17 protein-coding genes and 6 pseudogenes are annotated in these 20,197 nt (G+C 68.5%); 13 read left to right on the top strand and 10 right to left on the bottom strand.

Going from position 1 to position 20,197, the window contains the following annotated elements; genetic code table 11:
- Window positions 1-42: 42 nt before the first annotated feature.
- Window positions 43-948, bottom strand: a complete 906-nt coding sequence (locus AB5J49_RS05565) for a LysR family transcriptional regulator (protein ID WP_369175051.1) — start codon at window positions 946-948, stop codon at window positions 43-45.
- Window positions 949-1,095: 147 nt separating this feature from the next.
- Here AB5J49_RS05565 and AB5J49_RS05560 point away from each other — a divergent pair, with 147 nt between their 5' ends.
- From AB5J49_RS05560 to AB5J49_RS05540, 5 genes and pseudogenes are all read left to right on the top strand, one after another.
- Window positions 1,096-2,214, top strand: a complete 1,119-nt coding sequence (locus tag AB5J49_RS05560; RefSeq protein ID WP_369167326.1) for a PrpF domain-containing protein — start codon at window positions 1,096-1,098, stop codon at window positions 2,212-2,214.
- Window positions 2,211-3,626, top strand: coding sequence for a C4-dicarboxylate transporter DctA (gene dctA / locus AB5J49_RS05555; protein ID WP_369167325.1), 1,416 nt, complete (start codon window positions 2,211-2,213; stop codon window positions 3,624-3,626). Before AB5J49_RS05560 ends, dctA begins: the two co-directional genes overlap by 4 nt.
- A gap of 104 nt (window positions 3,627-3,730) precedes the next feature.
- Entirely contained in the window at window positions 3,731-3,964 is a 234-nt protein-coding gene (locus tag AB5J49_RS05550) for a hypothetical protein (protein WP_369175500.1), read from the top strand.
- 50 nt (window positions 3,965-4,014) lie between these two features.
- A pseudogene (locus AB5J49_RS05545) lies at window positions 4,015-4,833 on the top strand (sensor histidine kinase); the annotation flags it as partial.
- Complete coding sequence (locus AB5J49_RS05540) at window positions 4,830-5,528, top strand: response regulator (RefSeq protein ID WP_369167324.1); 699 nt, start codon at window positions 4,830-4,832, stop codon at window positions 5,526-5,528. The pseudogene AB5J49_RS05545 and the gene AB5J49_RS05540, both read left to right, overlap by 4 nt.
- Before the next feature lie 69 nt (window positions 5,529-5,597).
- Here the strand turns inward: AB5J49_RS05540 and AB5J49_RS05535 are convergent, their stop codons facing one another.
- The gene (locus tag AB5J49_RS05535) at window positions 5,598-5,813 is read right to left on the bottom strand and encodes a hypothetical protein (protein ID WP_369167323.1); all 216 of its coding nucleotides are present in this window, start codon (window positions 5,811-5,813) and stop codon (window positions 5,598-5,600) included.
- Window positions 5,786-6,265: an ABC transporter permease subunit gene (locus AB5J49_RS05530; RefSeq protein ID WP_369167322.1), complete on the bottom strand. Its 480-nt coding sequence runs from the start codon at window positions 6,263-6,265 to the stop codon at window positions 5,786-5,788. The genes AB5J49_RS05535 and AB5J49_RS05530 overlap by 28 nt, the downstream gene beginning before the upstream one ends.
- Window positions 6,266-6,811: 546 nt before the next feature.
- Between AB5J49_RS05530 and AB5J49_RS05525 the strand changes: the two genes are divergently transcribed.
- Together AB5J49_RS05525 and AB5J49_RS05520 are read left to right on the top strand one after the other, a co-directional pair.
- Window positions 6,812-7,684, top strand: coding sequence for an alpha/beta hydrolase (locus AB5J49_RS05525; RefSeq protein WP_369175050.1), 873 nt, complete (start codon window positions 6,812-6,814; stop codon window positions 7,682-7,684).
- Window positions 7,685-8,155: 471 nt separating this feature from the next.
- Window positions 8,156-9,403, top strand: a complete 1,248-nt coding sequence (locus AB5J49_RS05520; RefSeq protein ID WP_369167321.1) for a PP2C family protein-serine/threonine phosphatase — start codon at window positions 8,156-8,158, stop codon at window positions 9,401-9,403.
- A 20-nt stretch (window positions 9,404-9,423) separates the two neighbouring features.
- Here the strand turns inward: AB5J49_RS05520 and AB5J49_RS05515 are convergent.
- Window positions 9,424-9,625 (bottom strand): annotated as a pseudogene (locus AB5J49_RS05515) (ATP-binding protein); the annotation flags it as partial.
- Between the two features lie 508 nt (window positions 9,626-10,133).
- Here AB5J49_RS05515 and AB5J49_RS05510 point away from each other — a divergent pair.
- The 3 genes and pseudogenes from AB5J49_RS05510 to AB5J49_RS05500 form a co-directional block, all read left to right on the top strand.
- Window positions 10,134-10,910, top strand: coding sequence for an alpha/beta fold hydrolase (locus tag AB5J49_RS05510; RefSeq protein ID WP_369167320.1), 777 nt, complete (start codon window positions 10,134-10,136; stop codon window positions 10,908-10,910).
- Window positions 10,911-10,979: 69 nt separating this feature from the next.
- Window positions 10,980-12,428 (top strand): annotated as a pseudogene (locus AB5J49_RS05505) (IS1380 family transposase); the annotation flags it as partial.
- A 44-nt stretch (window positions 12,429-12,472) separates the two neighbouring features.
- Window positions 12,473-12,622 (top strand): annotated as a pseudogene (locus AB5J49_RS05500) (transposase); the annotation flags it as partial.
- Between the two features lie 15 nt (window positions 12,623-12,637).
- On the opposite strand, the gene AB5J49_RS05495 reads toward AB5J49_RS05500, so the two are convergent.
- On the bottom strand, window positions 12,638-13,243 hold the full coding sequence (locus AB5J49_RS05495; RefSeq protein WP_369167319.1) for a dihydrofolate reductase family protein: 606 nt from the start codon (window positions 13,241-13,243) through the stop codon (window positions 12,638-12,640).
- Window positions 13,244-14,086: 843 nt separating this feature from the next.
- On the opposite strand from AB5J49_RS05495, the gene AB5J49_RS05490 reads away from it, so the two are divergent.
- The gene (locus AB5J49_RS05490) at window positions 14,087-14,575 is read left to right on the top strand and encodes a GNAT family N-acetyltransferase (RefSeq protein WP_369167318.1); all 489 of its coding nucleotides are present in this window, start codon (window positions 14,087-14,089) and stop codon (window positions 14,573-14,575) included.
- Window positions 14,576-15,434: 859 nt separating this feature from the next.
- A complete protein-coding gene (locus tag AB5J49_RS05485) occupies window positions 15,435-15,899 on the top strand; it encodes a response regulator transcription factor (protein ID WP_369167317.1) in 465 nt (154 codons plus the stop codon).
- A 113-nt stretch (window positions 15,900-16,012) separates the two neighbouring features.
- Here the strand turns inward: AB5J49_RS05485 and AB5J49_RS05480 are convergent, their stop codons facing one another.
- Together AB5J49_RS05480 and AB5J49_RS05475 are read right to left on the bottom strand one after the other, a co-directional pair.
- Window positions 16,013-16,489, bottom strand: coding sequence for a pectinesterase family protein (locus tag AB5J49_RS05480; protein WP_369175049.1), 477 nt, complete (start codon window positions 16,487-16,489; stop codon window positions 16,013-16,015).
- Entirely contained in the window at window positions 16,444-17,034 is a 591-nt protein-coding gene (locus AB5J49_RS05475; protein ID WP_369167316.1) for a pectinesterase family protein, read from the bottom strand. The genes AB5J49_RS05480 and AB5J49_RS05475 overlap by 46 nt, the downstream gene beginning before the upstream one ends.
- A gap of 2 nt (window positions 17,035-17,036) precedes the next feature.
- On the opposite strand from AB5J49_RS05475, the pseudogene AB5J49_RS05470 reads away from it, so the two are divergent.
- Window positions 17,037-17,222 (top strand): annotated as a pseudogene (locus AB5J49_RS05470) (transposase family protein); the annotation flags it as partial.
- Between the two features lie 75 nt (window positions 17,223-17,297).
- Here AB5J49_RS05470 and AB5J49_RS05465 read toward each other — a convergent pair.
- The 3 genes and pseudogenes from AB5J49_RS05465 to AB5J49_RS05455 all read right to left on the bottom strand — a co-directional run.
- A pseudogene (locus AB5J49_RS05465) lies at window positions 17,298-17,451 on the bottom strand (transposase family protein); the annotation flags it as partial.
- A 1,185-nt stretch (window positions 17,452-18,636) separates the two neighbouring features.
- A complete protein-coding gene (locus AB5J49_RS05460) occupies window positions 18,637-19,218 on the bottom strand; it encodes an ion channel (RefSeq protein ID WP_369167315.1) in 582 nt (193 codons plus the stop codon).
- Window positions 19,215-19,793, bottom strand: coding sequence for a hypothetical protein (locus tag AB5J49_RS05455; RefSeq protein WP_369167314.1), 579 nt, complete (start codon window positions 19,791-19,793; stop codon window positions 19,215-19,217). The genes AB5J49_RS05460 and AB5J49_RS05455 overlap by 4 nt, the downstream gene beginning before the upstream one ends.
- Window positions 19,794-20,197 lie beyond the last annotated feature (404 nt).

Genomic DNA, 20,197 nt, shown 5'->3' with positions numbered 1-20,197 from the left:
CGCAGCCACTCTCATCGCAGCCGAACTCCAGCAGTGTCAGTGTCAGGTTGTTCGTGCCGCGGCGGTGTCGCGGAGGAGTGTGGCGAAGGTCAGGGCGGCGGGGGTGAGTGAGTGATCGGCCATGCGAACCAGGAGGATGCGGCGGACGGGGGCCGGCGTCTGGAGGGGCAGGACGTTGACGCCGGGTCGGATGCCCTCCAGGGCCAGGGCGGGAGCAAGGGCGACGCCGATGCCGGCGGCGACCATGGCCTGGGCTTCCTGGTAGTCGTGGGCCTCGTAGACGATGTGGGGCTCGAAGCCGACGGCGCGGCAGCCGCGGACAAGGGCTTCGGCCACCGGGTGATGGTCGGCGCGGGTGATCCAGGGGTCGTGTGCGAAGTCGGCGAGTGAGGCGGCGTCGCGGCCGGCGAGTGGATGGCGGTCGCTGACGAGCAGGGCTGGTGGGTCATCGAGGAGGGGGGTGACGACGATGTCCTCCCGGTCGATGCGGCTCCAGTCGTAGTCCCACATCAGCGACATCTCGATCTCCCGGTTCTCCAGCATGGTCCAGAGTCCGGCGATGCGGGCGCTGCGGACGGTCAGCCGTACGTCGGGGTGGGCGTCCCGGAAGGCGATCACGGCCTGCGGGAGGAGCGAGGCGCCGACGGTGGGGAACGTGCCGATACGCAGCGTGCCCGCGCGCAGGCCGGCGAAGTCGGCGAGTTCGTTTTCCGCTGCCCGGAGTTCGCGTTCGATCCGTGCCCCTCGTTCGGCCAGCGCCCGTCCGGCGTCGGTAACGGTGACACCCCGGGCGTGGCGCTCCAGCAGGGGCTGTCCTGCCTCCGTTTCCAGGCGGCTGATCTGCTGCGACACCGCTGACGGGGTGTAGTTGAGGGCGCGGGCGGGCGCCGTCACCGAGCCGCGCCGGGCGACCTCGGTGAACAGCAGGATGCGCCGGACGTCGAGCATGCCGCTACCTCCAGCGTTCACTTCACCTTAATAGCCATGCAGATTTCCGAGATTGTACTTCACGCTGCTGTAACTCACCGTGGAGGACACCACGCACGGCGAGACCGTCGGTGGGCTTCCCCTTTCCATGTTTGTGAGGAGTCAGTTGTGCTGCGTGTGCAGGGCGAGATGATCCGCGGAGGAACCAGCAAGTGCTGGATCTTCGACCACCGCGACGTGGCCGCCACGGGCGTGGACGTCGATGCCCTGCTGCTCGCCGCCTTCAACGCCGCCGACCCCCGTCAGATCGACGGCGTGGGCGGCGCCTCTTCCACCACCTCCAAGGCCGCCGTCGTACAGGCGTGGGCCGAACCCGGCGTGGATGTCGAGTACGCCTTCGCGCAGGTCGGTATCGGCGAGGAGCGCGTGGAGTGGGCCAGCAACTGCGGCAACTGCGCCACCGCCGTGGCCCTGTACGCCGTCCATCACCAGCTCGTGCCGATCGCGTCGGACACCACCACCGTCCGCCTGCTCAACGTCAACACCGGGGCCCGCCTCACCGGCACGATCCCCACCCCCGCGGGCGTGGCCCCGGAGGAGGGCACGGCCGTGGTGCCGGGCACCTCGGCGCCGGGCGTGCCGGTCCTGCTCGGGTTTCAGGACCCGGCGGGCTCGACGACCGGCCGCGCTCTGCCGACCGGCCGGGCACTGGACGAACTGACCGGCCCGGACGGCCCCGTCGAGGCATCCCTGGTGGACGCCGGCGCTCCGGCCGCACTCTTCGAGGCCAAGGCGTTCGGCCTCGACGGCACGGAATCCCTCACCGCGTTCGCCACCGCGGTGCCCGCGCTGACACTGCTGCGCCGCCAGGCAGCGCTGGCCATGGGCCTGGCCCGCGAGGGCGATCCGGTCAGCCACGCGGTGCCGAAGGTGGGCATCGTCGCCCGGCCCGCCCCCTATCGCACCACCCAGGGCATACTCGTCAACCAGGACGAGTACGACCTGGCCGTGCGCATGGTCTCCATGCACGCCCCGCACCCCGCGATCGGCCTCACCTCCGCCGTGGCCCTCGCCACGGCCGCCGCCACCCCTGGCACCCTCGCCCACCGCGTCGCCCGGCAGACCGCCGACGGCACGCTGCGCCTGGGCACCCCCGCCGGCGTGATCACCACCCAAGCCGTCCCCGCACCGGACGGCGCGTCCCCCACGGTGCTCCTGCACCGCGCCGCCCGGCGTATCGCCCGAGCCGAACTCCTCGTTCCCGTCCTGGAAGGACGCCCCGCATGAGCCGCAACGACGCCGCCCCGGGTACCGTCACCGCACCACCGGCCCGCATCCGCCGGATGCTGTCCCACCTGTACATCCAGTGCCTGATCGCCGTCTTCCTCGGCGCCGCCGTGGGCTGGCTGTGGCCCTCCGTCGGCGCTGACCTCAAGCCGCTCGGCGACGGCTTCATCGCGCTGGTGAAGATGCTCATCGCGCCGATCATCTTCTGCACGGTCGTCCACGGCATCGCCTCCATGGGCAACGCCCGTGCGGTCGGCCGCGTGAGCCTGAAGGCCCTGGTCTACTTCGAGGTGCTGACCACCGTGGCCATGGTGCTCGGCCTGGTCGTCGTCAACGTCGTCAAGCCGGGCAGCGGTCTGCACGTCGACCTCTCGACCCTGACCACCAAGGGCCTGCCGCCGGAGGCGACCACGACCCACGAGGGCTTCGCCGAGTTCGTCCTCGCCATCGTCCCGGCCACCCTGGTCAGCGCCCTGACCGGCAACGAGATCCTGCCGGTGCTGCTGGTGTCCGTGCTGTTCGGCTTCGGCCTGCACGCCAGTGGGGAGGCCGGCCTGGGGATCGCCCGGGGCATCGAGAAGTTCTCCACGGTCCTGTTCACGCTCATCCGCTGGATCATGCGGCTCGCCCCCATCGGCGCGTTCGGCTCGATGGCCTTCACCATCGGCAACTACGGCCTGGGCACCCTGCGCCATCTGGCCCTGCTGGTCGGCTCGTTCTGGCTGACCGCCCTCTTCTTCGTCCTGGTCGTCCTCGGGACCGTGATGCGCCTCAACGGACTGCGGCTGATGCCCTTCCTGCGCTACATCAAGGAAGAACTGCTGATCGTCCTGGGCACCTCCTCCACCGAGCCCGTCCTGCCGCGCATGATGGCCAAGCTCCAGCACGCGGGAGCCTCGAAACCCGTCGTCGGCATCACGCTGCCCGCCGGGTACTCCTTCAACCTCGACGGCACCGCCATCTACCTGACCATGGGCTCGGTCTTCCTCGCCCAGGCCCTCGGCATCGACCTCAGCCTCACCCAGCAACTGGCCATGCTCGCCGTCATGCTGCTCACCTCCAAGGGCGCCGCAGGCGTCACCGGCTCCGGCTTCATCGCCCTGGCCGCCACCCTCAGCGCCGTCCCGCACGTCCCCGTCGCCGCCCTCGCGCTGATCTTCGGCATCGACCGGTTCATGTCCGAAGCCCGCGCCCTGACCAGCCTGGTCGGCAACGGCGTCGCCACCCTGGCCGTCGCCCGCTGGGAGGGAGAGCTCGACGAGGACCGCGCCAAGGCCGTCCTGCGCGGAGAGATCCCCTACGCCCCCACCCCCGCTCCCTCCGCGGTGACAGCCGAGCCCGAGCCGAAGGAGACGCCCGCACCTGAGGCGATGCCCGAACCAACCCGCGACCCGGTGGCCACCGCAAGCTGATAGTGCGCGGGCGGGGCGGCCCTGAGCAGATACTCAGGGCCGGCCCGCCCACGTCTCAACAGGACGTCGTACTCGCCGTCCACGTCCCGTTGTCGGCGGAGCCGGTGACGAGCGTTCCGTCGGGGCGGGCCCACCGGGTTCCGCCGTTGTCGGTCGCCCCACGGGCAGGACGGTTGTTGCGGGTACGGCGGGACAGCACCGCGTTCGGCCACACGGGGGTCGTCTCCGTCTCCGCGGCGCAGTTCAACCCGGCCGGTGACACCGCGCTCTTCTCGGCGGTCCCGTCCACCGGCCCGAACGACGAGCACACCAAGGACCTCGTCCGCACAGCGCTCTGATCGGCACGGGCTGCGTAGGGGTCAGCGGCCTGGTCTTCCCCTCCTTCCTCGACTCCGTTGTCTTCGCCGTCGTCAACCCCACGGCGTGGATCCTGCTCTGCGCGGCCCCCGGCGGGTACCGGCGGGTGCGCCGCGAGTACGCCGAGGCCCGCGCCGAACACGCCGACCGGCAGCGCGAGGAGGAGGCACGCCACCGGGTCGTCCAGGAGCGCATGCGCATCGCACGCGAACTGCACGACGTGGTCGCCCACCACCTGACCCTGGCCGACGCCCAGGCCGGAGCCGTGAAGCACCTCCTGCGGACCCGGCCCGACAAGGCCCAGGAGATCATCGACAGGCTCCCGGAGACGGCGGCGGCGGCCCTGCGTGAACTCAAGGCCACTGTGGGGCTGCTACGACAGGACACCGACCCCGCGGGCGGCCTGGCCCCCGCGCCGGGACTGGACCAGCTGCCCGACCTGGTCGGTTCCTGTGCGGCGGCCGGCCTCCAGGTCAACGTCACTGTCGAGGGGGAGTGGCGCCCGCTCACCCCCGTACTCGATCTGACGGCCTACCGGATCCTCCAGGAAGCGCTCACCAACGTCACCAAGCACGGCGCCGGCCGCACCGCCGAAGTACGGCTCACCTTCACGCCCCGTCGTCTGACCCTGACTGTCACCAACGACACCGCTCCCGACCGCCCCGGCGTGCCGCCCGGCCCGGGAGGCGGGTTCGGCCTGATCAGCATGCGCGAGCGAGCCACATCGGCGGGCGGCACCTTTCACTCGGGCCACCGTGCCCAGGGCGGCTTCGAGGTCGTGTGCACCCTGTCGCTCGACACCCTGCCCAGCAGTGCCATCGACCACCACCACGAAAGCCCCGCGCCATGACCATCCGCGTCCTGCTCGCCGACGACCAGGCCCTGCTCCGGGCCACCTTCCGCATCCTCATCGACTCGACCGACGACCTGACGGTGATCGCGGAGGCCGCCGACGGGAGGGAAGCCGTCGAGCTGACCGAGGCGCACCGGCCCGACGTGGTAGTCATGGACATCCGGATGCCGCACCTCGACGGAGTGGCGGCCACCGCCGAGATCTGCTCCCGGCCCGAGCTGACGGACACCCACATCCTCGTCCTCACCACCTTCGAGAACGACGAGAACGTTGCCAAGGCCGTGCGCGCCGGCGCGAGCGGATTCCTCGGCAAGGGCGTCAGCCCCGACGTTCTGCTGTCGGGCATCCGCACCGTCGCGGCCGGCGAAGCCCTCCTGTCACCCACCGCCACTCGGACCCTCATCAGCCGCTTTCTGGCCACCCCGGACACCGACGACCTCCTCGTCCTCCCCGACGCCGTCAAGACCCTCACCGACCGTGAACGGGAGGTCGTGACCCTGGCCGCGCGCGGCAGGTCCAACGCACAGATCGCCGACCGGCTCGTCCTGAGCCCGCTCACCGTACGCAGCCACATCCAACGGGCCATGACCAAGCTGGATGCCCGCGACCGCGCCCAACTCGTGGTCATCGCCTACCAGAGCGGACTGGTGAAGCCACAGCCGCCGGCGCCGGGTCCGGCAGGCGCCCTCTGACCCAGCCCGGCGAGGAGGGCGACCGCTCGGTGGGGACCTTGGTGCCCAGCAGGTCCTCCAACCCGGCCGTCATCCGGCCGTCATCCGGGCGACCAGGTCGCGACGCGGGTCTATGAGCCACTGGAGCCGGAGCCCGGCCCACAGGGCGGCCAGGGCATCCGCGATCTCGTGGTGATCCCTGCCCATGCTTGGTGTCGGTGCGCCCGCGGACTCGAGCAGGGCGACATACGCGACCTGGACGAGCAGCAGGGCCGGCGCTATGAGGGCGAGGAAGAGCACGCACACCAGCGCCTCGTTCCCGTGTTCACCGAGCCGAGGTTGTCGAGCGAGGTGTAACCGTAGTAACCGAGCCCCATGTTGACCTCGAAGGCGGCAATGGTGACGATGCCGACGGTCAGCTGCGCCGAGACCCGCAGGCCGGCGAGTATGACTGGCCAGGCCATTGGCAACTCGATCTGCCAGAGCCTGTGGAATCGGTTCATTCCCATTCCTCGGGCGTCGTCGAGCACGTCCTGATCGACTCTCTGCAGGCGTCCAAGGGTGTATGTCAGTGGCTGATGACTCGGGGGTGATCGGTCGTGCCGGGGCACTGTGGTCGGCGGATCGTGCCGATACCACTTGGCTGACCGCCGTGTACTCCACCGCTCCCAAGCCGCGGCGGCCTCGCTCGATCGGACATGACCGGGACGGATCGCCACCGATCTGGCGGTGATGCTCGCCGACGAGGGCGAGGCCATTGCGGACCTGACCGCGCTGCGGGGCCAGGGAGGGCTGTTCGGCTACGTTGCCTCAAGATTCACCATGAGTGCGTGTTTCTCGGCTGCCCTACGAGCCCGACTCGAGTTGAAGGCCCCCCCGACAGATCTGACGCCGTCTCGGCGGGGTAGGGCAAATGGCCGCGTCGAGGCGGCAGGGACTGGTTCAGGGCTGGATGCTGGGCATCATGGATATCCGTCCTCATGCTGTCGTCGAGGCGGCTTCGCGGTGCGGAGGCCGCCGAGTCACGATCAGTGCCGATGTCATCGGTTGTGCCTTCAGCCTGTGCGAGAGCGCCGCGGCGTTGCCCCAGACGGGCGGGGCGCCGACGGGGAGACTCGCTGGGCGCGAGGTAGTGCGACGCTGCGCTGGGGACGCATCCCGCCTGTCAAGGTTGGCGACAGCAGACCGTCAAAGCCTGGCCATTGCTGCTGGATGTGGTCAAGGGGCATGCCGTGGCTGAGATCGCGATGAACGTGCAGCCTGCCGCCCGTACGTCATCGGCTGTGTCAGCACAGCAGCACCGGATGCTCTCTCCCGGGGTACGCCCGCTCACCATCGATGCGGATGGCATCACACTCTCGGGCTTAGTGAGCGAGCCGGCACAGGATCCGCGCGCTGTGATCGTGGCCTTGCACGGCTGCGGCATGAATGCCGGGTATTTCGACGGCCAGGCACACCCCGATGTGTCCCTGCTGGTTTTGGGAGCGCGCCTGGGCTACACGGTGCTGGCCCTGGACCGCCCGGGTTACGGAACGTCCGCCGACCGGCTTCCCGCCGGGCAGAAACTCAGCCTGCAGGCCACCACCGTGCGCGCGGCGATAGCCGCCTTCACAGCTGCCCACACTCCGGGCGTCGGCACACTGCTGCTGGGCCACTCCTTCGGCGCCAAGGTCGCCTTCGCTGTGGCCGCCGACTGGCAGGGGCCGGCCCCGCTGGGTGTGGAAGTCTCCGGGTGCGGCCGCCGACCGGCCGTGCACGCCGGTCAGCTCAGCCCCGACCGCGGCGAGGGGCTGCGGCAGCGGAACTGGGGCCCGCTGAGCTTGTATCCGCCCGACACGTTCCGGATGTGCCAGACGGTCGTGGCGACCATGCCGGCTCAGGAGGTCAGCGCAGTGGCCGGCTGGATGCGGCTGTCGGCCTGGGTCCTGCCACGAGTCCGCGTCCCCGTCCGACTCACCTTCGCGCAGCATGAGGCTTGGTGGAGCCGGGACGACGAGGACCTCGCCGATCTGGTCGGACGGCTGTCCGCGGCCCCACGGGTCGTCGTCGATCATCTCCCGCATGCCGGCCACAACATCAGCCTCGGCTGGGCAGCCCGCGCGTACCACCTCAAAGCATTGGCGTTCGCGGAGGAGTGCCTTGCCGCTCGGACTCAGCAGGCCCGGCGAGGCGGCTGACCTGCGTACGCATGAGATGAGCGCGGTCGGGCGTCGAATATGCCCAACCGAGGAAACGGTTCCCGGTTGTCCCATAAACGATCTCTGACGTGCTGGATGAACGCCTCTCTTCCCGCTACCCAGCGAGGTCGTGCACGCGAGCGATGCCGAGCATGGCGTACGCAGTGAAGATGGCCCGTCCGGAGACGTGATTCCTCAGCGAGCCCGAGGGGGAAGCGATGGGGCCACGCGGCCGGCCGAGCCTCCTGAACAAGCCACGTCCCTTGGCCCGCTGCCAGGCCGGAGCAGGCCAAGGGACGCCTGGATGGGGAACCGTCGTTGCGCCTGGTGGCCGCCACGACCTGGGCCGAACATGTCGGGCGCGGACAGCGCCGACAGCCCGGGCCGACATGCCGCGCATGGCGTAATGAGCCGCTCCGGCAGCTGACCGGGGCACGTTGTGCGTCGGCAGTCAGCGGCGTGGATGGCGGGATGGAGGTGGCGAGCCGGGCCATGGGCGAGGACAGCGTGGACCGGGCGGAGGGTTTCGGCGAGCGGCTTCTCGGCGTGCTGCTGGACAGGGCGCGGCTGTTGCCGCCGCAGCTGATCGCCCCGCTGATCGCGGGGGAGGTGGCCAGGATCGGCGGCCGTGACGTCTCCATCCTGCTCCAGGACTACGCCCAAGAGCTGCTGGTGCCGCTTCAGGGCGACAAGCTGCACGTGGGCCAGCCCGAGCCGGTGACCGACTCGCCTGCCGGACGCTCCTTCCTGCGGGCGGAGGTCGTCGAAGTGGCGCAGGCCCGCGGCGGCGTCCGGATGTACCTGCCGCTGCTGGACGGCAGCGACCAGGTGGGGGTGTTGGCCCTGACCGTGGACGCCGTCGGTGACGACGACCGGCGTCTGTTGGGCAGGCTCGCCAGCCTGGTCGCGGACATGCTGGTCACGAAGAACGCCTACACCGACCAGTTCTTCCTGGCCCGGCGCCGGGAGCCGATGAGCGTGTCCGCGGAGATCCAGTGGAGCCTGCTGCCACCGCTGACGATGACCGTGCCCCAGGTTCAGGTGGCAGGCATTCTGGAGCCCGCCTACCGCGCAGCCGGCGACAGCTTCGACTACGCCCTCAACGACAACATCCTGCATCTGGCCGTGATCGACGCGATGGGCCATGATCTGGACGCCGCCTCGATGGCGACCATCGCCATCGGTGCCTACCGCCATGCCAGGCGCGTGTTCGTCAGCCTGGCCGAAAAGTACACGTTCATGGACCTTGCCATCTCCCGGCAGTTCGGCGACGACCACTTCGTCACCGCGCAGCTGATGCACCTGAACATCGCCACCGGAGAGCTGGAGTTGGTCAACGCGGGCCACCCCGCGCCGCTGCTGATCCGCGACGGCCAGGTCGTGCAGCAGCTGGAGAGCGCGACGACGCTGCCCGTCGGCTTCGGAGGCGAGATGCCCCGCATCAAAGAGCACACACTCCAGCGGGGCGACCGGGTGCTCTGTTACACCGACGGCATCATCGAGGAACGCGTCGACGGCGGGCAGCCCTTCGGCGAGGAACGTCTCATCCACTGCGTCAACCGCCTGGGCCAGGAACCGTCGGACGGCATGCGGGCGGACCTGCGTCGGCTCTCCCACACGCTGAAGGAAGAACGCGCCGGGCGTACCAGCGACGACGCCACCCTCTTCATGATTGAGTGGCACGGAGGCGCCGCCGACCACCTCGCGGTCTTTGACTGAAAAGCTCGACGTCGACCTGATCAGGCCGGGCGGCCGGCCACGTCCCCGATCGCGTCGTCGGTAAGTATCACCGCCGCCACAACGCGCTTGCCCACCGGCTCGCGGTGCACCTCAAAAGTGCGGGCAGACGGCCATGACGAGCTCCAACCCGTGCGGACCCACCCGGCTCGGATCCGCCGCACCGACCAGAGGCATCCTCGGCTCGGTGTCCCACGCGCTCACCGTGGCGGTTGGCGAGGCGGACGCGAATGCGCCTTCCTGGCCTGGGACTTTGGACCTTGCTGAGGAGTTCTGTCGGTCCAGGCGGAGGACATCTTTTACGTGCAGGGTATTTGAACAGGCCGAAGTGTTCGGCTCGGTCGCCTCGACCCCGAGAGCCTGGCGACTGCTTGCCGACGTTGACGAGCGGGCACTGGCTCTTCTGAGCCCGGCCCCGCTTCGGCTCGAGAGGGCGCGGCTGCAGGCCGCCGAAACGGTGAGAGAAGACCCGCCACCGGGCCGCGGGACGCATGTGCCCGGCCTGGTCCTGGAACACCGGCGAGGCGTTTGCGTGGCTGGAAGCGGCTGGACGACCCGAGGCCGTCAACGGGCTCGTGTGAAAGTCCGGGCCGGGGTGGCCTGGCCGGCAAGATTCGTACCTTCGGTTGCCGGCTCGCGCTGCTACGCCGTTGGGGCGAACCCTCAAACCGTTGGGATTCCTGACCCGGCCCGGAGGGGGAGACCCGACGTTGTGACAGGTCACGCAGCAGGACACGTAATTCCGTACGAGGTACAGGGCAGCGGTCCGGAGCGGGTCCTCGCACTTCACCATTGGCTCAGTGACAGGTCGAGTTTCGGCCAGCTGCGGCAGCGTCTGGATGGTGGCGCGTTCAGTTACGCGTTCGTGGACTGCCGTGGGTATGGCGAGGCGGTGGAGACCCCTGGCACGTACACGATGGAGGAGATCGCGGCGGACGCCCTCGCCGTGGCCGACGACCTCGGCTGGGACACCTTCTCGGTCATCGGTCACTCCATGGGCGGCAAGGCGGCCCAGCAGATGTTGCTGGACGCCCCCTCGCGGATCCGCTCGATCGTCGGCATCTCACCGGTGCCCGCCTCCGGCTTCCCGCTCGAAGGGGAGATGTGGGAGCTGTTCGCCGGGGCCGTGGAGGAGTCCGGCAACCGCAGGACGATCTTCGACGCCCTCACCGGCAGTCGGCACGACGACGCGTGGCTGGACGCCAGAGTGAACGGCTCGGAACGCTCCTCGCAGGCGGCCCTGCGCTCGTACCTCGAATCCTGGACGCGCGGCCCCGACATTCACGAGCTGGTCAAGGGAAACCCGACGCCAGTGCTCGTGGTGGCTGGTGCGAACGACCCCGGGATGGGCCCCGACACCATGCGGTCCACCTGGCTGCAGTGGTATCCGAACGCTGAGCTCGAGGTCTTCGACGACGCCGGTCACTTCGCCCCGGACGAAAGTCCGGAGGCCCTGGCGACGGTGGTCGAAAGATTCCTCGGCCGCTAGCCCACGTTTCATTTGCGGTAGTGTTTGGATCTTGACGAGGAAGAAGAAATTGCCCTTTGAGCTGGGATGATGAGGCTTGTCAAAGGTCTCTGTCATCACAGCAGGAAGGCGATCTGCGTGCACACTTCCGGGTCGCGTCCCAAGTTCGTTGTGTCGGCTGACGGCCGTGGAGTGGTCAGCCATGCCGGGCCCCGGCTGCTGACGGACCTCGCCGATGCCACCGGCTTGACCGCGGCCTTGACCGATGCGCCGCTGCGGCTGCGGCCGCGCGGCAACTGACACGACCCCGGACGGATCGCGGTCGATCTGGCGGTGATGCTCGCCGACGGTGGCGCGACGATCACGGATCTGGCCCTTCTGCGTGACCAGGCCGAGGTGTTCGGACCGGTGGCCTCCCCCCCGGACTGCTTTGCGGCTGCTGGCCGGCATCGGCCCCACCTCGCTTGCCGCACTACGGGCGGTCAGGGCCACCGCCCGGGAGGTGGCGTGGCTCCAGGCCGCCGAGACCAAGCACGGAATGCCGGCAGCCCGCGCTGGTGGGCGCGACCTGCCCGGCTTGGTCGTGGACATTGACGCCACACTCATCACCTGCCACTCGGAGAAGGAGCAGGCAGCCGCCACCTACAAGCGCGGCTTCGGCTACCACCCGCTGCTGTGCTTCCTGGACAACACAGGGGAAGCCCTGGCAGGAGTGCCGCGGCCTGGCAACGCCGGTGCGAACACCGCCAGTGACCACATCACCGTCGTCGACGCGGCCTTGGCCCAGATCCCCGACGCCCACCGCCACGGCACCGACATCCTCATTCGCACCGACAGTGCCGGAGGGGCGATGGCATTCCTGCACCATGTACGGGCCCTACGCTCTCGGGGGAGCCGGACCCGTTTCTCGGCCGGACATCCCGTCACTGAGACGGTCCGCCGAGCGATCCGGGTTCTGCCCGCGCACGTGTGGCACCCCGCGCTGGAACAGGACGGCTCCGTGCGGACCGGCGCTCAGGTCGCCGAACTGACGGGGCTGGTCAACCTTGCGGGCTACCCAGGCGGCACCCGGATCATCGTCCGCCGGGAACGCCCACACCCTGGGGCACAGCTGTCGTTGTTCGACCTGGACGAGGGCATGCGTCACCAGGTCTTCCACACCGACACCCCCTACGGCCAGGGCTCCGGGCAATTGCTGGAGGTCCGTCATCGCGCACACGCCCGCGTCGAGGACTGCATGCGCTCGGGCAGGACCACCGGCTTCGGGCACTTCCCCTCTCGCCACTTCACCATCAACCAAACCTGGCTTGGCTGGAGCTGTCCCTGGCGGCTGCCGACCTGCTCGCCTGGACTCGGATGCTGCTACTTGAAGGCGAACTCGCCGCCGCCCAGCCGAAGAAGCTCCGATATCGGTTTCTGCACGCCGCCGCCCGCATCACCCGCGGCGGACGCCGTCTACACCTACGCATCGCCGCGACGTGGCCCTGGCGACATGCGCTAGCGAGTGCCTTCGCCCGCCTGGCGGCCCTGCTACGGCCGCCACCTGATCTGCCGAATCGCCCCTGCCCGCCCACGAGTGAGGTACCGATGCTTACAAACAGCGCAACGCCGTCGAGCGGTGCATCAACCACCTCAAGCAGCGGCGCGGCCTGGCCGCACGATGCGACAGACTCGCCCTCGCCGACCAGACCGCACGCCACCTCGCCGCAATCCTCACCTGGGCACGGCGCTGAGCGAAGAGACAGAACCTAGTAGCTGTCGTAGCTGGGCTTGCCGGTCGGCCGGTAGACGCCGACGACGGTGCCGCTCTTCGTCGTCGAGACACTGACCGGTTCCAAAGCGGTGGGGACCGCTCCGTCGGCGAACAGCCGCTTGCCGGTGCCGATGATCACCGGATGGATGGTCAGCCGGTACTCGTCGACCAAGTCGTGTCGCATGAGCGTCTGGGCGAGGTCGCCGCTGCCGACGACGTTGATGTCACCGCCGTCGGACGCCTTCAGCTCGCGCACGGCGTCGGCGACGTCGCCCTCCAGCAGCGTGGAGTTCTCCCACTCCAGGGACGTCAGGGTCCGGGACGCCACGTACTTGCGCATGCTGTTCATCCGCTCGGTGAACGGGTTGCCGGGATCGGCGGTCGGCCAGTACGCCGCGAAGATGTCGTACGTCTTGCGGCCGAGCAGCATTGCGTCAGAGGGCTCGTACCAGCCGGCGATGGCCGCGCCGACCTCGTCGTCGGACACCGGCTTCTGCCAGCCGCCGTGCTCGAAGCCGCTCTCGGCGTCCTCGTCCGGACCGCCCGGTGCCTGCATGACGCCGTCCAGCGACAGGAACGTGCAAACGATGATCTTACGCATGATGCGCTCCCTTCGTGTCGGATGGTGGACTGCGCGACCACCGGAAACTCATCGGCGGGGCCTTGGCGACGTGGCAGGGATCACCGTCCGATCCTCAGCCTGCCCCCAAACCCCATGTTCTGGCAGGCGTGCAGGAGTCAGTTCCCCTTTCCCTGCTTGGCCATGACCTGGAGCGCGGGGCACCCTCGGTGTCGCCGTCCGCCGAGCGGTAGATCCCCGGACCTTGGCCGCCGCGACGTCGGGCGACTGCGGCTACACAGCGATGGTCTCCACCACGCCGTCCAGGCCGTCGCCCGCATGCACGACCTCGCCTTCGCCGCATACGGCGTGCTCCGATGCCTCGTTCCTTGGGCGGCCGGGACGAATGAGTGAAACCTTTGCCGAGGGTGGCCGCGCGGCGGCGCGCGCGGCGGCGGGCCCTTTGGCAGTTGTTCGCACTCCACGCCGGACAGTGGCACCGAGCAATCGCCTGCACGTTAAAGCTCACACGTGGCTGTGCAGGGTGACCACCCGTCGGCCCTGGCCGCAGAGCGGTGGCTGCCCGCTCTGAGCTGTGACGGTCCCAACCGGCACAGGTCGTAACGGCCGTCCATCGGCGTCCAGTGATTCCATCTCGGGCGCGAAGCCGCAGGTCATGGCCAGGTCCGGGAGGGTCCGCCCAGTTGGTGACAGCTATGGGATAGCGAGTGATACGGCGGAGCCCACCTGTCGGCCTGCGCGGACGCCGGTCACCCGGGCTGCCGAGGCCGACGCCCTCGCCCATCACGGGAGCGGTGCAGGAGCGGCTGCGCGAGCAGCCGACCCGCCGCACGAAGGCACTCCCCGGTGAGAAATACTCTCTCGATGAGTTCACGCACTTCCCCGATCAGCCAGCCGATCACGATACGGAGGGCAGTCGCGCGGGATGCCAAGCGGCTCACGCGGCTCGTGCGTGGCTCACGCGCCTACGAGGGTAAGTACGCAGCCGCAGTGGCGGGCTACCGGGTCGGTCCTGATTACATCGAGGCCCACCGCGTCTTCGTGGCCGTCGGCGCCGACGAGCACGGAGTCCGGGTCCTCGGGTTCTACTCGCTCGTCCTCGCTCCACCGGAGCTCGACCTGCTGTTCGTCGCCGACGAAGCGCAAGGACGGGGTATTGGACGGCTACTCGTCGCGCACATGCAGTCCGAGGCCCGTGCCGCAGGGATCGACCGTCTCAAGGTCGTGTCGCACCTTCCCGCCGAGGACTTCTATCACCGCGTCGGTGCGGTGCGGACCGGGACCGCGTTCGCGAACCCGCCCGCCGTGCCGTGGGACCGTCCCGAATTCGAGTTTCGCATTCCTTCGGGATGACGCGGTGTGCCGGTTGGTGGGGCTCCGGCTTCGCCTGCATGGCGTGCTTGGAGGTTTGCGGCGATTGGGGTCGGGCCCAGTTGGCCGCGGTGCTCCATGAGGTGCTGGAAGAGGTCGTGGTTCGACCGAGCTGAAGGCCGGCACGTACGACGCGGGTGGCACGCTGGCCCGCATCGTCAGCGCACAGGGGGGCGAACTCACCATGCAACTTGGGCCCAAGAAGCAACGGTTCTCGATCTTGTTCAACGCCGCGAAACGATGACGCGGTTCCGGAATCGGCCCTAGCTTGCTGTCATATCCACCTTCCATATGGCGCAGATCGCCCCAGCTGACTGCGCGTGATGGTCCCGGCGGGAACAGTCACCACTAGGAGTGATCGTGTCAGCGGTGTTCGAAAATCAGAGAACCAAGGTGGGGCGTCGGCGGCGTTCAAGCGCCGTTTCATGAGGCGGTTGATGCCGGTGGGCACAGTGAACTCTGTGCCCACCTTGCCGTGCTGCTGGAAGCCTCGTCCGTTGCGGCTCGTGCCGTTGATCAGACCGACGGAACATCACCCTGACCAATTCCGGCCGACCCCCGGAATTCATTACCGCTGGTGGCGGGGATGCTGAAAAACGTCGCGGGTTGCCAGTGTCGGTGAGGCAAGGCCGGTATCCGGCACACCCCGCAGCACCAGGAGTGCAGCGCGATGTCCCGATTCCACGCCCTGATCAGGATCCGCCCCAGAGTCGTCGTCCCGGCCGTGCTCGTCGGCGCACTCGCGTCACGAGCGTCGGCGGTGTCCCCGAGGCGCCCCGCACATCGCTTGGCCAGGAGATCCAGCCGGTCGCCGCGACCTTCAACGACCACGCGATGGAGGATGCTGGAACTGCTCGCCTGGGCCACCGCCGAGGGCGGGTGCCATGAGCGGGCCGCCCGGCTGCTGGGTGCCGCCGATGCCCTGTGGCGCGACGCCGGCAGCTCGATCTCCGCGTTCGGGCCACAGATGGCCGCGGAGCACGCGCGCTGTGAGGCGGGCGCCGTCGCCGCCCTGGGCCGGGCTTCGTACAGGAAGGTGTTCGAGGAGAGTCGGCTGCTCCACTACGCTCTGGAGCCCGACCAGGAGCCGATCGTCCCGTCCGCCCCGCATCCGCTGACCGCCCGGAAACAGGAGGTTGCCGAACTGGTCGCCCAAGGCATGACCAATCGTCAGATCGCCGCCGTACTCGTGGTCTCGTCCCGCACGGTCGAGGGCCACGTCGAGAACATCCGGGGCAAACTCGGCCTCGCCCGCCGCACGCAGGTCGCGATCTGGTGGGCGGCGAAGGAACATCAGTCCCCGTAGGACGGGGTGCAAAACGCCTGCACCGTAGTCACGTTCAGCGTTCCCGCCATCGGCCGGGAGGGCGGGCCGGGCCGGGACGAGCCATGGTCCCGGCCCGCCCCGCCCCGCGGTGTTCAGTCGATGGAGCCCAGGGCATTGTCCTTCGTGGGGTTCCAACCGTCGCTGCCGGCCAGGTACTTCGCGGCCGTGAAGTCGGCGGCTTCGGCGTCGGTCAGTTTCGGCGCGTTCGCTCCGAAGCCGGCTCCGCCGCCGGTGTTCTTGTACTCCTTGAACCGGGCCCACGACCTGGGATAGTCGGGGGTCATGTTCGTCCAGGGCTGCGAAGCGTCCACCGCCCCGGACACGAGGGTCTCGCGGATCACCGCCTGCGGGTGGGCCTCGGGGGAGTTGTGCCACGGACGGCCGAAGTACATCGTCCTCGACAACGCGGTGGAGTTGATCGAGCTGTGGGTGATGAGGATCCCGTACTTCTTCCGGTAGTCGGTGTTCGGTGCGAGGATCGTGCCGCCGGGCCAGGGAAGCATGTGCAGGGTGGACTTGTCGATCACCGCGGTGGCGTTGCCGAAGACGAAGTCGACACTGCCTCTGATGAAGCACTCGACGAAGTACTGCCGGGCTTCGGTGGTGCGCGTCTCCCCTTCACGAGCAGGGTGTCCTGGCGGCCGAGGATCCGGACGTTGCGGTAGATCTGACGGTCGCCCTTGGCGGCCACCGCGACGGCCTGGGTCTCGAACGCGTTGATCTCCGGGTGCGCCGCCGGGTCGAACGTGTTGGAGATCGTCAGGTCCTGCACGATCAGATCGTGAGGCTTGAACGTGGCGACGGCACTGCCCTCGGTACCCCACTGCGTACCGTCCGGCTTGAGCATGCCGTGTGCCCGGCTGTTGTGGATGACGACATCCTCGGCAACACCCGTGACGCCCTTGATCGTCAGCCAGGCCTTGTTGCCGGGGACGGTGATGGCCTCGTGGTAGTCGCCCTTGTCGACGAAGATCGTGTTGGCCCCGGAAGTGGGAATGTGGTCGATGGCGTCCTGCACCGTCCAGTGGTCACCGGCGCGGTCGGCCGCGACGAGCAGGTTGGTGCCCTCAAGCGTGCCTCTGCCTCTGCTCTTCGAAGAGTGGTGGGCCATCATGAGTGCTGTGGATCTCGCCTGCGCTGCCGGGCCGCACCCATGACCTGACCGCGGCCCGCGGCCACCGGATCATCCGGATCTGCGAGCGACAGGGCGTCCCCATCCTGGCCGACCGTGCCTACCAGGGCGCCGGCCCCACCGCCAGCCTCAAACGACCACCCGGCGGCGAACTCACCCCCACACAGCGCTGCCGTCGACCTTGCGGCACAAGGCGTCAAGCCCACGACGCAGGGCATCAGGCTCCTCCAACTCACTGAGCCCTTTCAGCGTTGCCTCTCCAGGGCGAGGACGGCCTTGGTGATGACGGTCATGCGGTTGGGGGCTGATGCGGGCCCTGCGGAAGATCTGCCAGGACTTCAGCCGTGCCATGCCGCGTTCGACGGGGGCTCGGACCTTGGCGAGGGCGCGGTTGACGGTTCCGGGCCAAGTCCGGGCTAACGCACCTTGCGATGCCCGCATGGTGGAGGTCATAGGGGCACTGCGCACTTCGTCGGCGACCTCCGGAGCGGTCCAGCGCAGTCCTGCAAGGGGGTTCTGGCTGAAGTAGCCCCGCTCGACTGCGAGACCGAACCCCTCGTTGATGGCCGCCTTCTTGCGCTTCACCGTCTTGGCGGCTGCAGCTGGCCAGAGGTGGGATACGAGTGGGAGAAATGGGCGTTAAAGGAAGATTTCGCCTCGCGGCCTAGAAGCAGCCGAGCAAGGGCGCCTGTTGGGTATCTTATCTGGTCAGGCGCCCTTGCTCGTGCTGCTAGAAGAAGCCCAGCTTCTTGGGCGAGTAGGACACCAGCAGGTTCTTCGTCTGCTGGTGGTACACGCCTGACCTCACTCCTGACCTGCGACAAAGAGTGGAAACGTCGAGTGCCAGGCTGATTCGGTCCGCACCTGGTCCGGATCTTGATGAGTGGTACGTAATGCTAGCGAGTGGGCCGCGGTCCCACATGGCACATGTCGTAGAAGCCGTCTTCAGGCGTCCACGTGGTCTACATCCCTGCTGTTCATGCAGGTGGGGCCTTTGTGGTCCAGGTGCATCGATGGTGTTGGTGACAGCAACGTGACACGTGATGGGTCACTGAGGCCCCTGCCGGGCAGATGATGGCGGGGGCTTCAGCCTTCCTGAGCAGCGAGGTCCGCTCCTCGATCCTGCTGTGGCGTCAGCGAACGGCTCCTTGAGGGCCCACAACGTGCGCCGCCGCGCGGCCACTCACTCGACCCGGACGCCAGCTAGTTGGTGCCCTGTCCTGCAGCCGTCGAGAGGCGCTGCACTGGGGGTGAAGCAACCTGAACCAGGATGTCGGTCTCTGTGCCGCGGAATGATCGGCCGGTGTCAGGTTCAGGGTGGTCCGGGAGTTGGCACTGAGCATGCTCTGTGTTTCTGGGTGGGGTTGCTGTGGCGGGCGGGAGTATGGGTGGGTGCTGTCCCGGGTCCGGGCCTGACTCCTGACATCTCTGACCATTGTGTCCCGGTCTCACAGTGTCGGCCGTTGGCTGGGGATGGTGCGTTGTCGGTGCCCGGACGCTGATGACAAGTGCTGGTGGGCGACGGCGATCGATCCACCGTTCGTGGCCGGCGGTGGGTCGCTTGCTCGTTACTCACCCGTGTTCCTAGCGGTGGATCTCCTCGGGGGGCTGTGCGCCGGAGGCGCCTCCCGGTTGTCGGCGCCGGCTGACAGCGCCCATGATGATCTTGATCGCAAGTCCGAGGATGACGAGATCAGCGATCATCTGCCCGGTGACCACGAGCCGAGCCGCCTCGCTCTTGGCCGTAATGTCGCCGAATCCGACCGTCGCGAAGACGGTGACGGCGAAGTACAACCCGTCGGTGTGCGTCAGCGGCCCGCCGAAGTTACTGGCCGACATCGCGGCCATGACGACATAGGTGCTGGCGAACAGCAGCAGGAACAACGGAACGCTGGTGGTCAGGGCTTCGACGGCCCGCAGTCCCGGGAACGGTGACCGGAAGATCGAGCGCACCTGAAACGCGACCAAGGCGATGAACACCAGCAACCCGATCACCAGCATCGTGACGGCGGACCAGGCCGAGGAGTGGTCCAGGGGCAGCAGAAAGTACAAGGTCACCAGCGCGATGGCGGATCCCACGATCCGCAGCACAACCCGCACGATCATGCGGCGCCGGAATCGGGCCTCACGCCGGGTGTCCGGCCCGGGGCCGGCTCTGTCAGTCACTGGCCGCGGTGTGTGCGGGAGGGCTCACCGACAGCCGCGCGCACCCAATCGTGAGCGCTGCCGGGGTCGAGGGCGGCGAGAAACTCCGTGAGCGTGCCTTCCCAGCTCTCTTTCGCACGTTCGCCCACCGCAGCGGCGACCATCTGCCGCGTGTCCGTGTCCTTGCAGCGAACCAGCGTGACGGCGGCATCGGGGCCGACTTCCGCGAGGATCCTGTGGGCTTGCTGCGCTTTGGATCCGACATGGCCTTTGCGCGCTCCAGCGGCGTGGGCCCCGACCCTTGCCCCTTTCAGCGTGGCGAACAGACCCATGAATCCGGCCGTCCATGCGAGGGAGATGCGGAACAGGGCGTTCACGAAACCGTTGGCCGTCAGCACGCGGGACTGGGTCACCCTCAGCGAGCCGTCATCGTTACCTCGAATCACCACAGCAGTCATGCCGCCTTTGCGGGCCTTGCTGTGGAAGCCTCGCCCGAGCGACACCAGCATGCGTTCGGCGCGATGGCGGTTGTCGAAGCTGGCGATGACTACCGATTCCCGCCCGGATTGCGCGACCGAGGTGGTCTCCGACGTCATGGGAAGCGTCCTTCGCAGCCGAGGGACCGAGATCAAGACCTGGCTGAGGGCACAGCCACGCCTGCCCGATGGGCTTAATGTCCCATTTTAGCTACTCGGAAGCCTGCCGCGCTATCGATCATGATGAGCGCGGGTTCGAGCGTGGCGGCTCGGCCGGGTGTTTCTCGCGCTGATCGACGCCGTGCTCATCTCCGGGACCGCCGGGCTGGGCGCCCTTGCCGATGGCAGCACGAAAACGGCGCTGTGGGCGCTCGGTGGTCGTGGCCGTACAGGCGGTCGCAGGGACTTCCTGCAACCGTCCATCCAGAGCCGCACGTTGTCTCTGCACCCGGCCACGGTGAGGCTTCCACACCCGAGGGCTTCGGTCAGCGGACACGCGTGTCCAGGTGCCGCCGTTGCCTCCA

It is taken from the genome of Streptomyces sp. R28, from assembly GCF_041052385.1.
GTDB lineage: Bacteria > Actinomycetota > Actinomycetes > Streptomycetales > Streptomycetaceae > Streptomyces.
The sequence above is the reverse complement of the archived record's forward strand: the minus strand, read 5'-3'. Positions and strand labels throughout refer to the sequence as shown.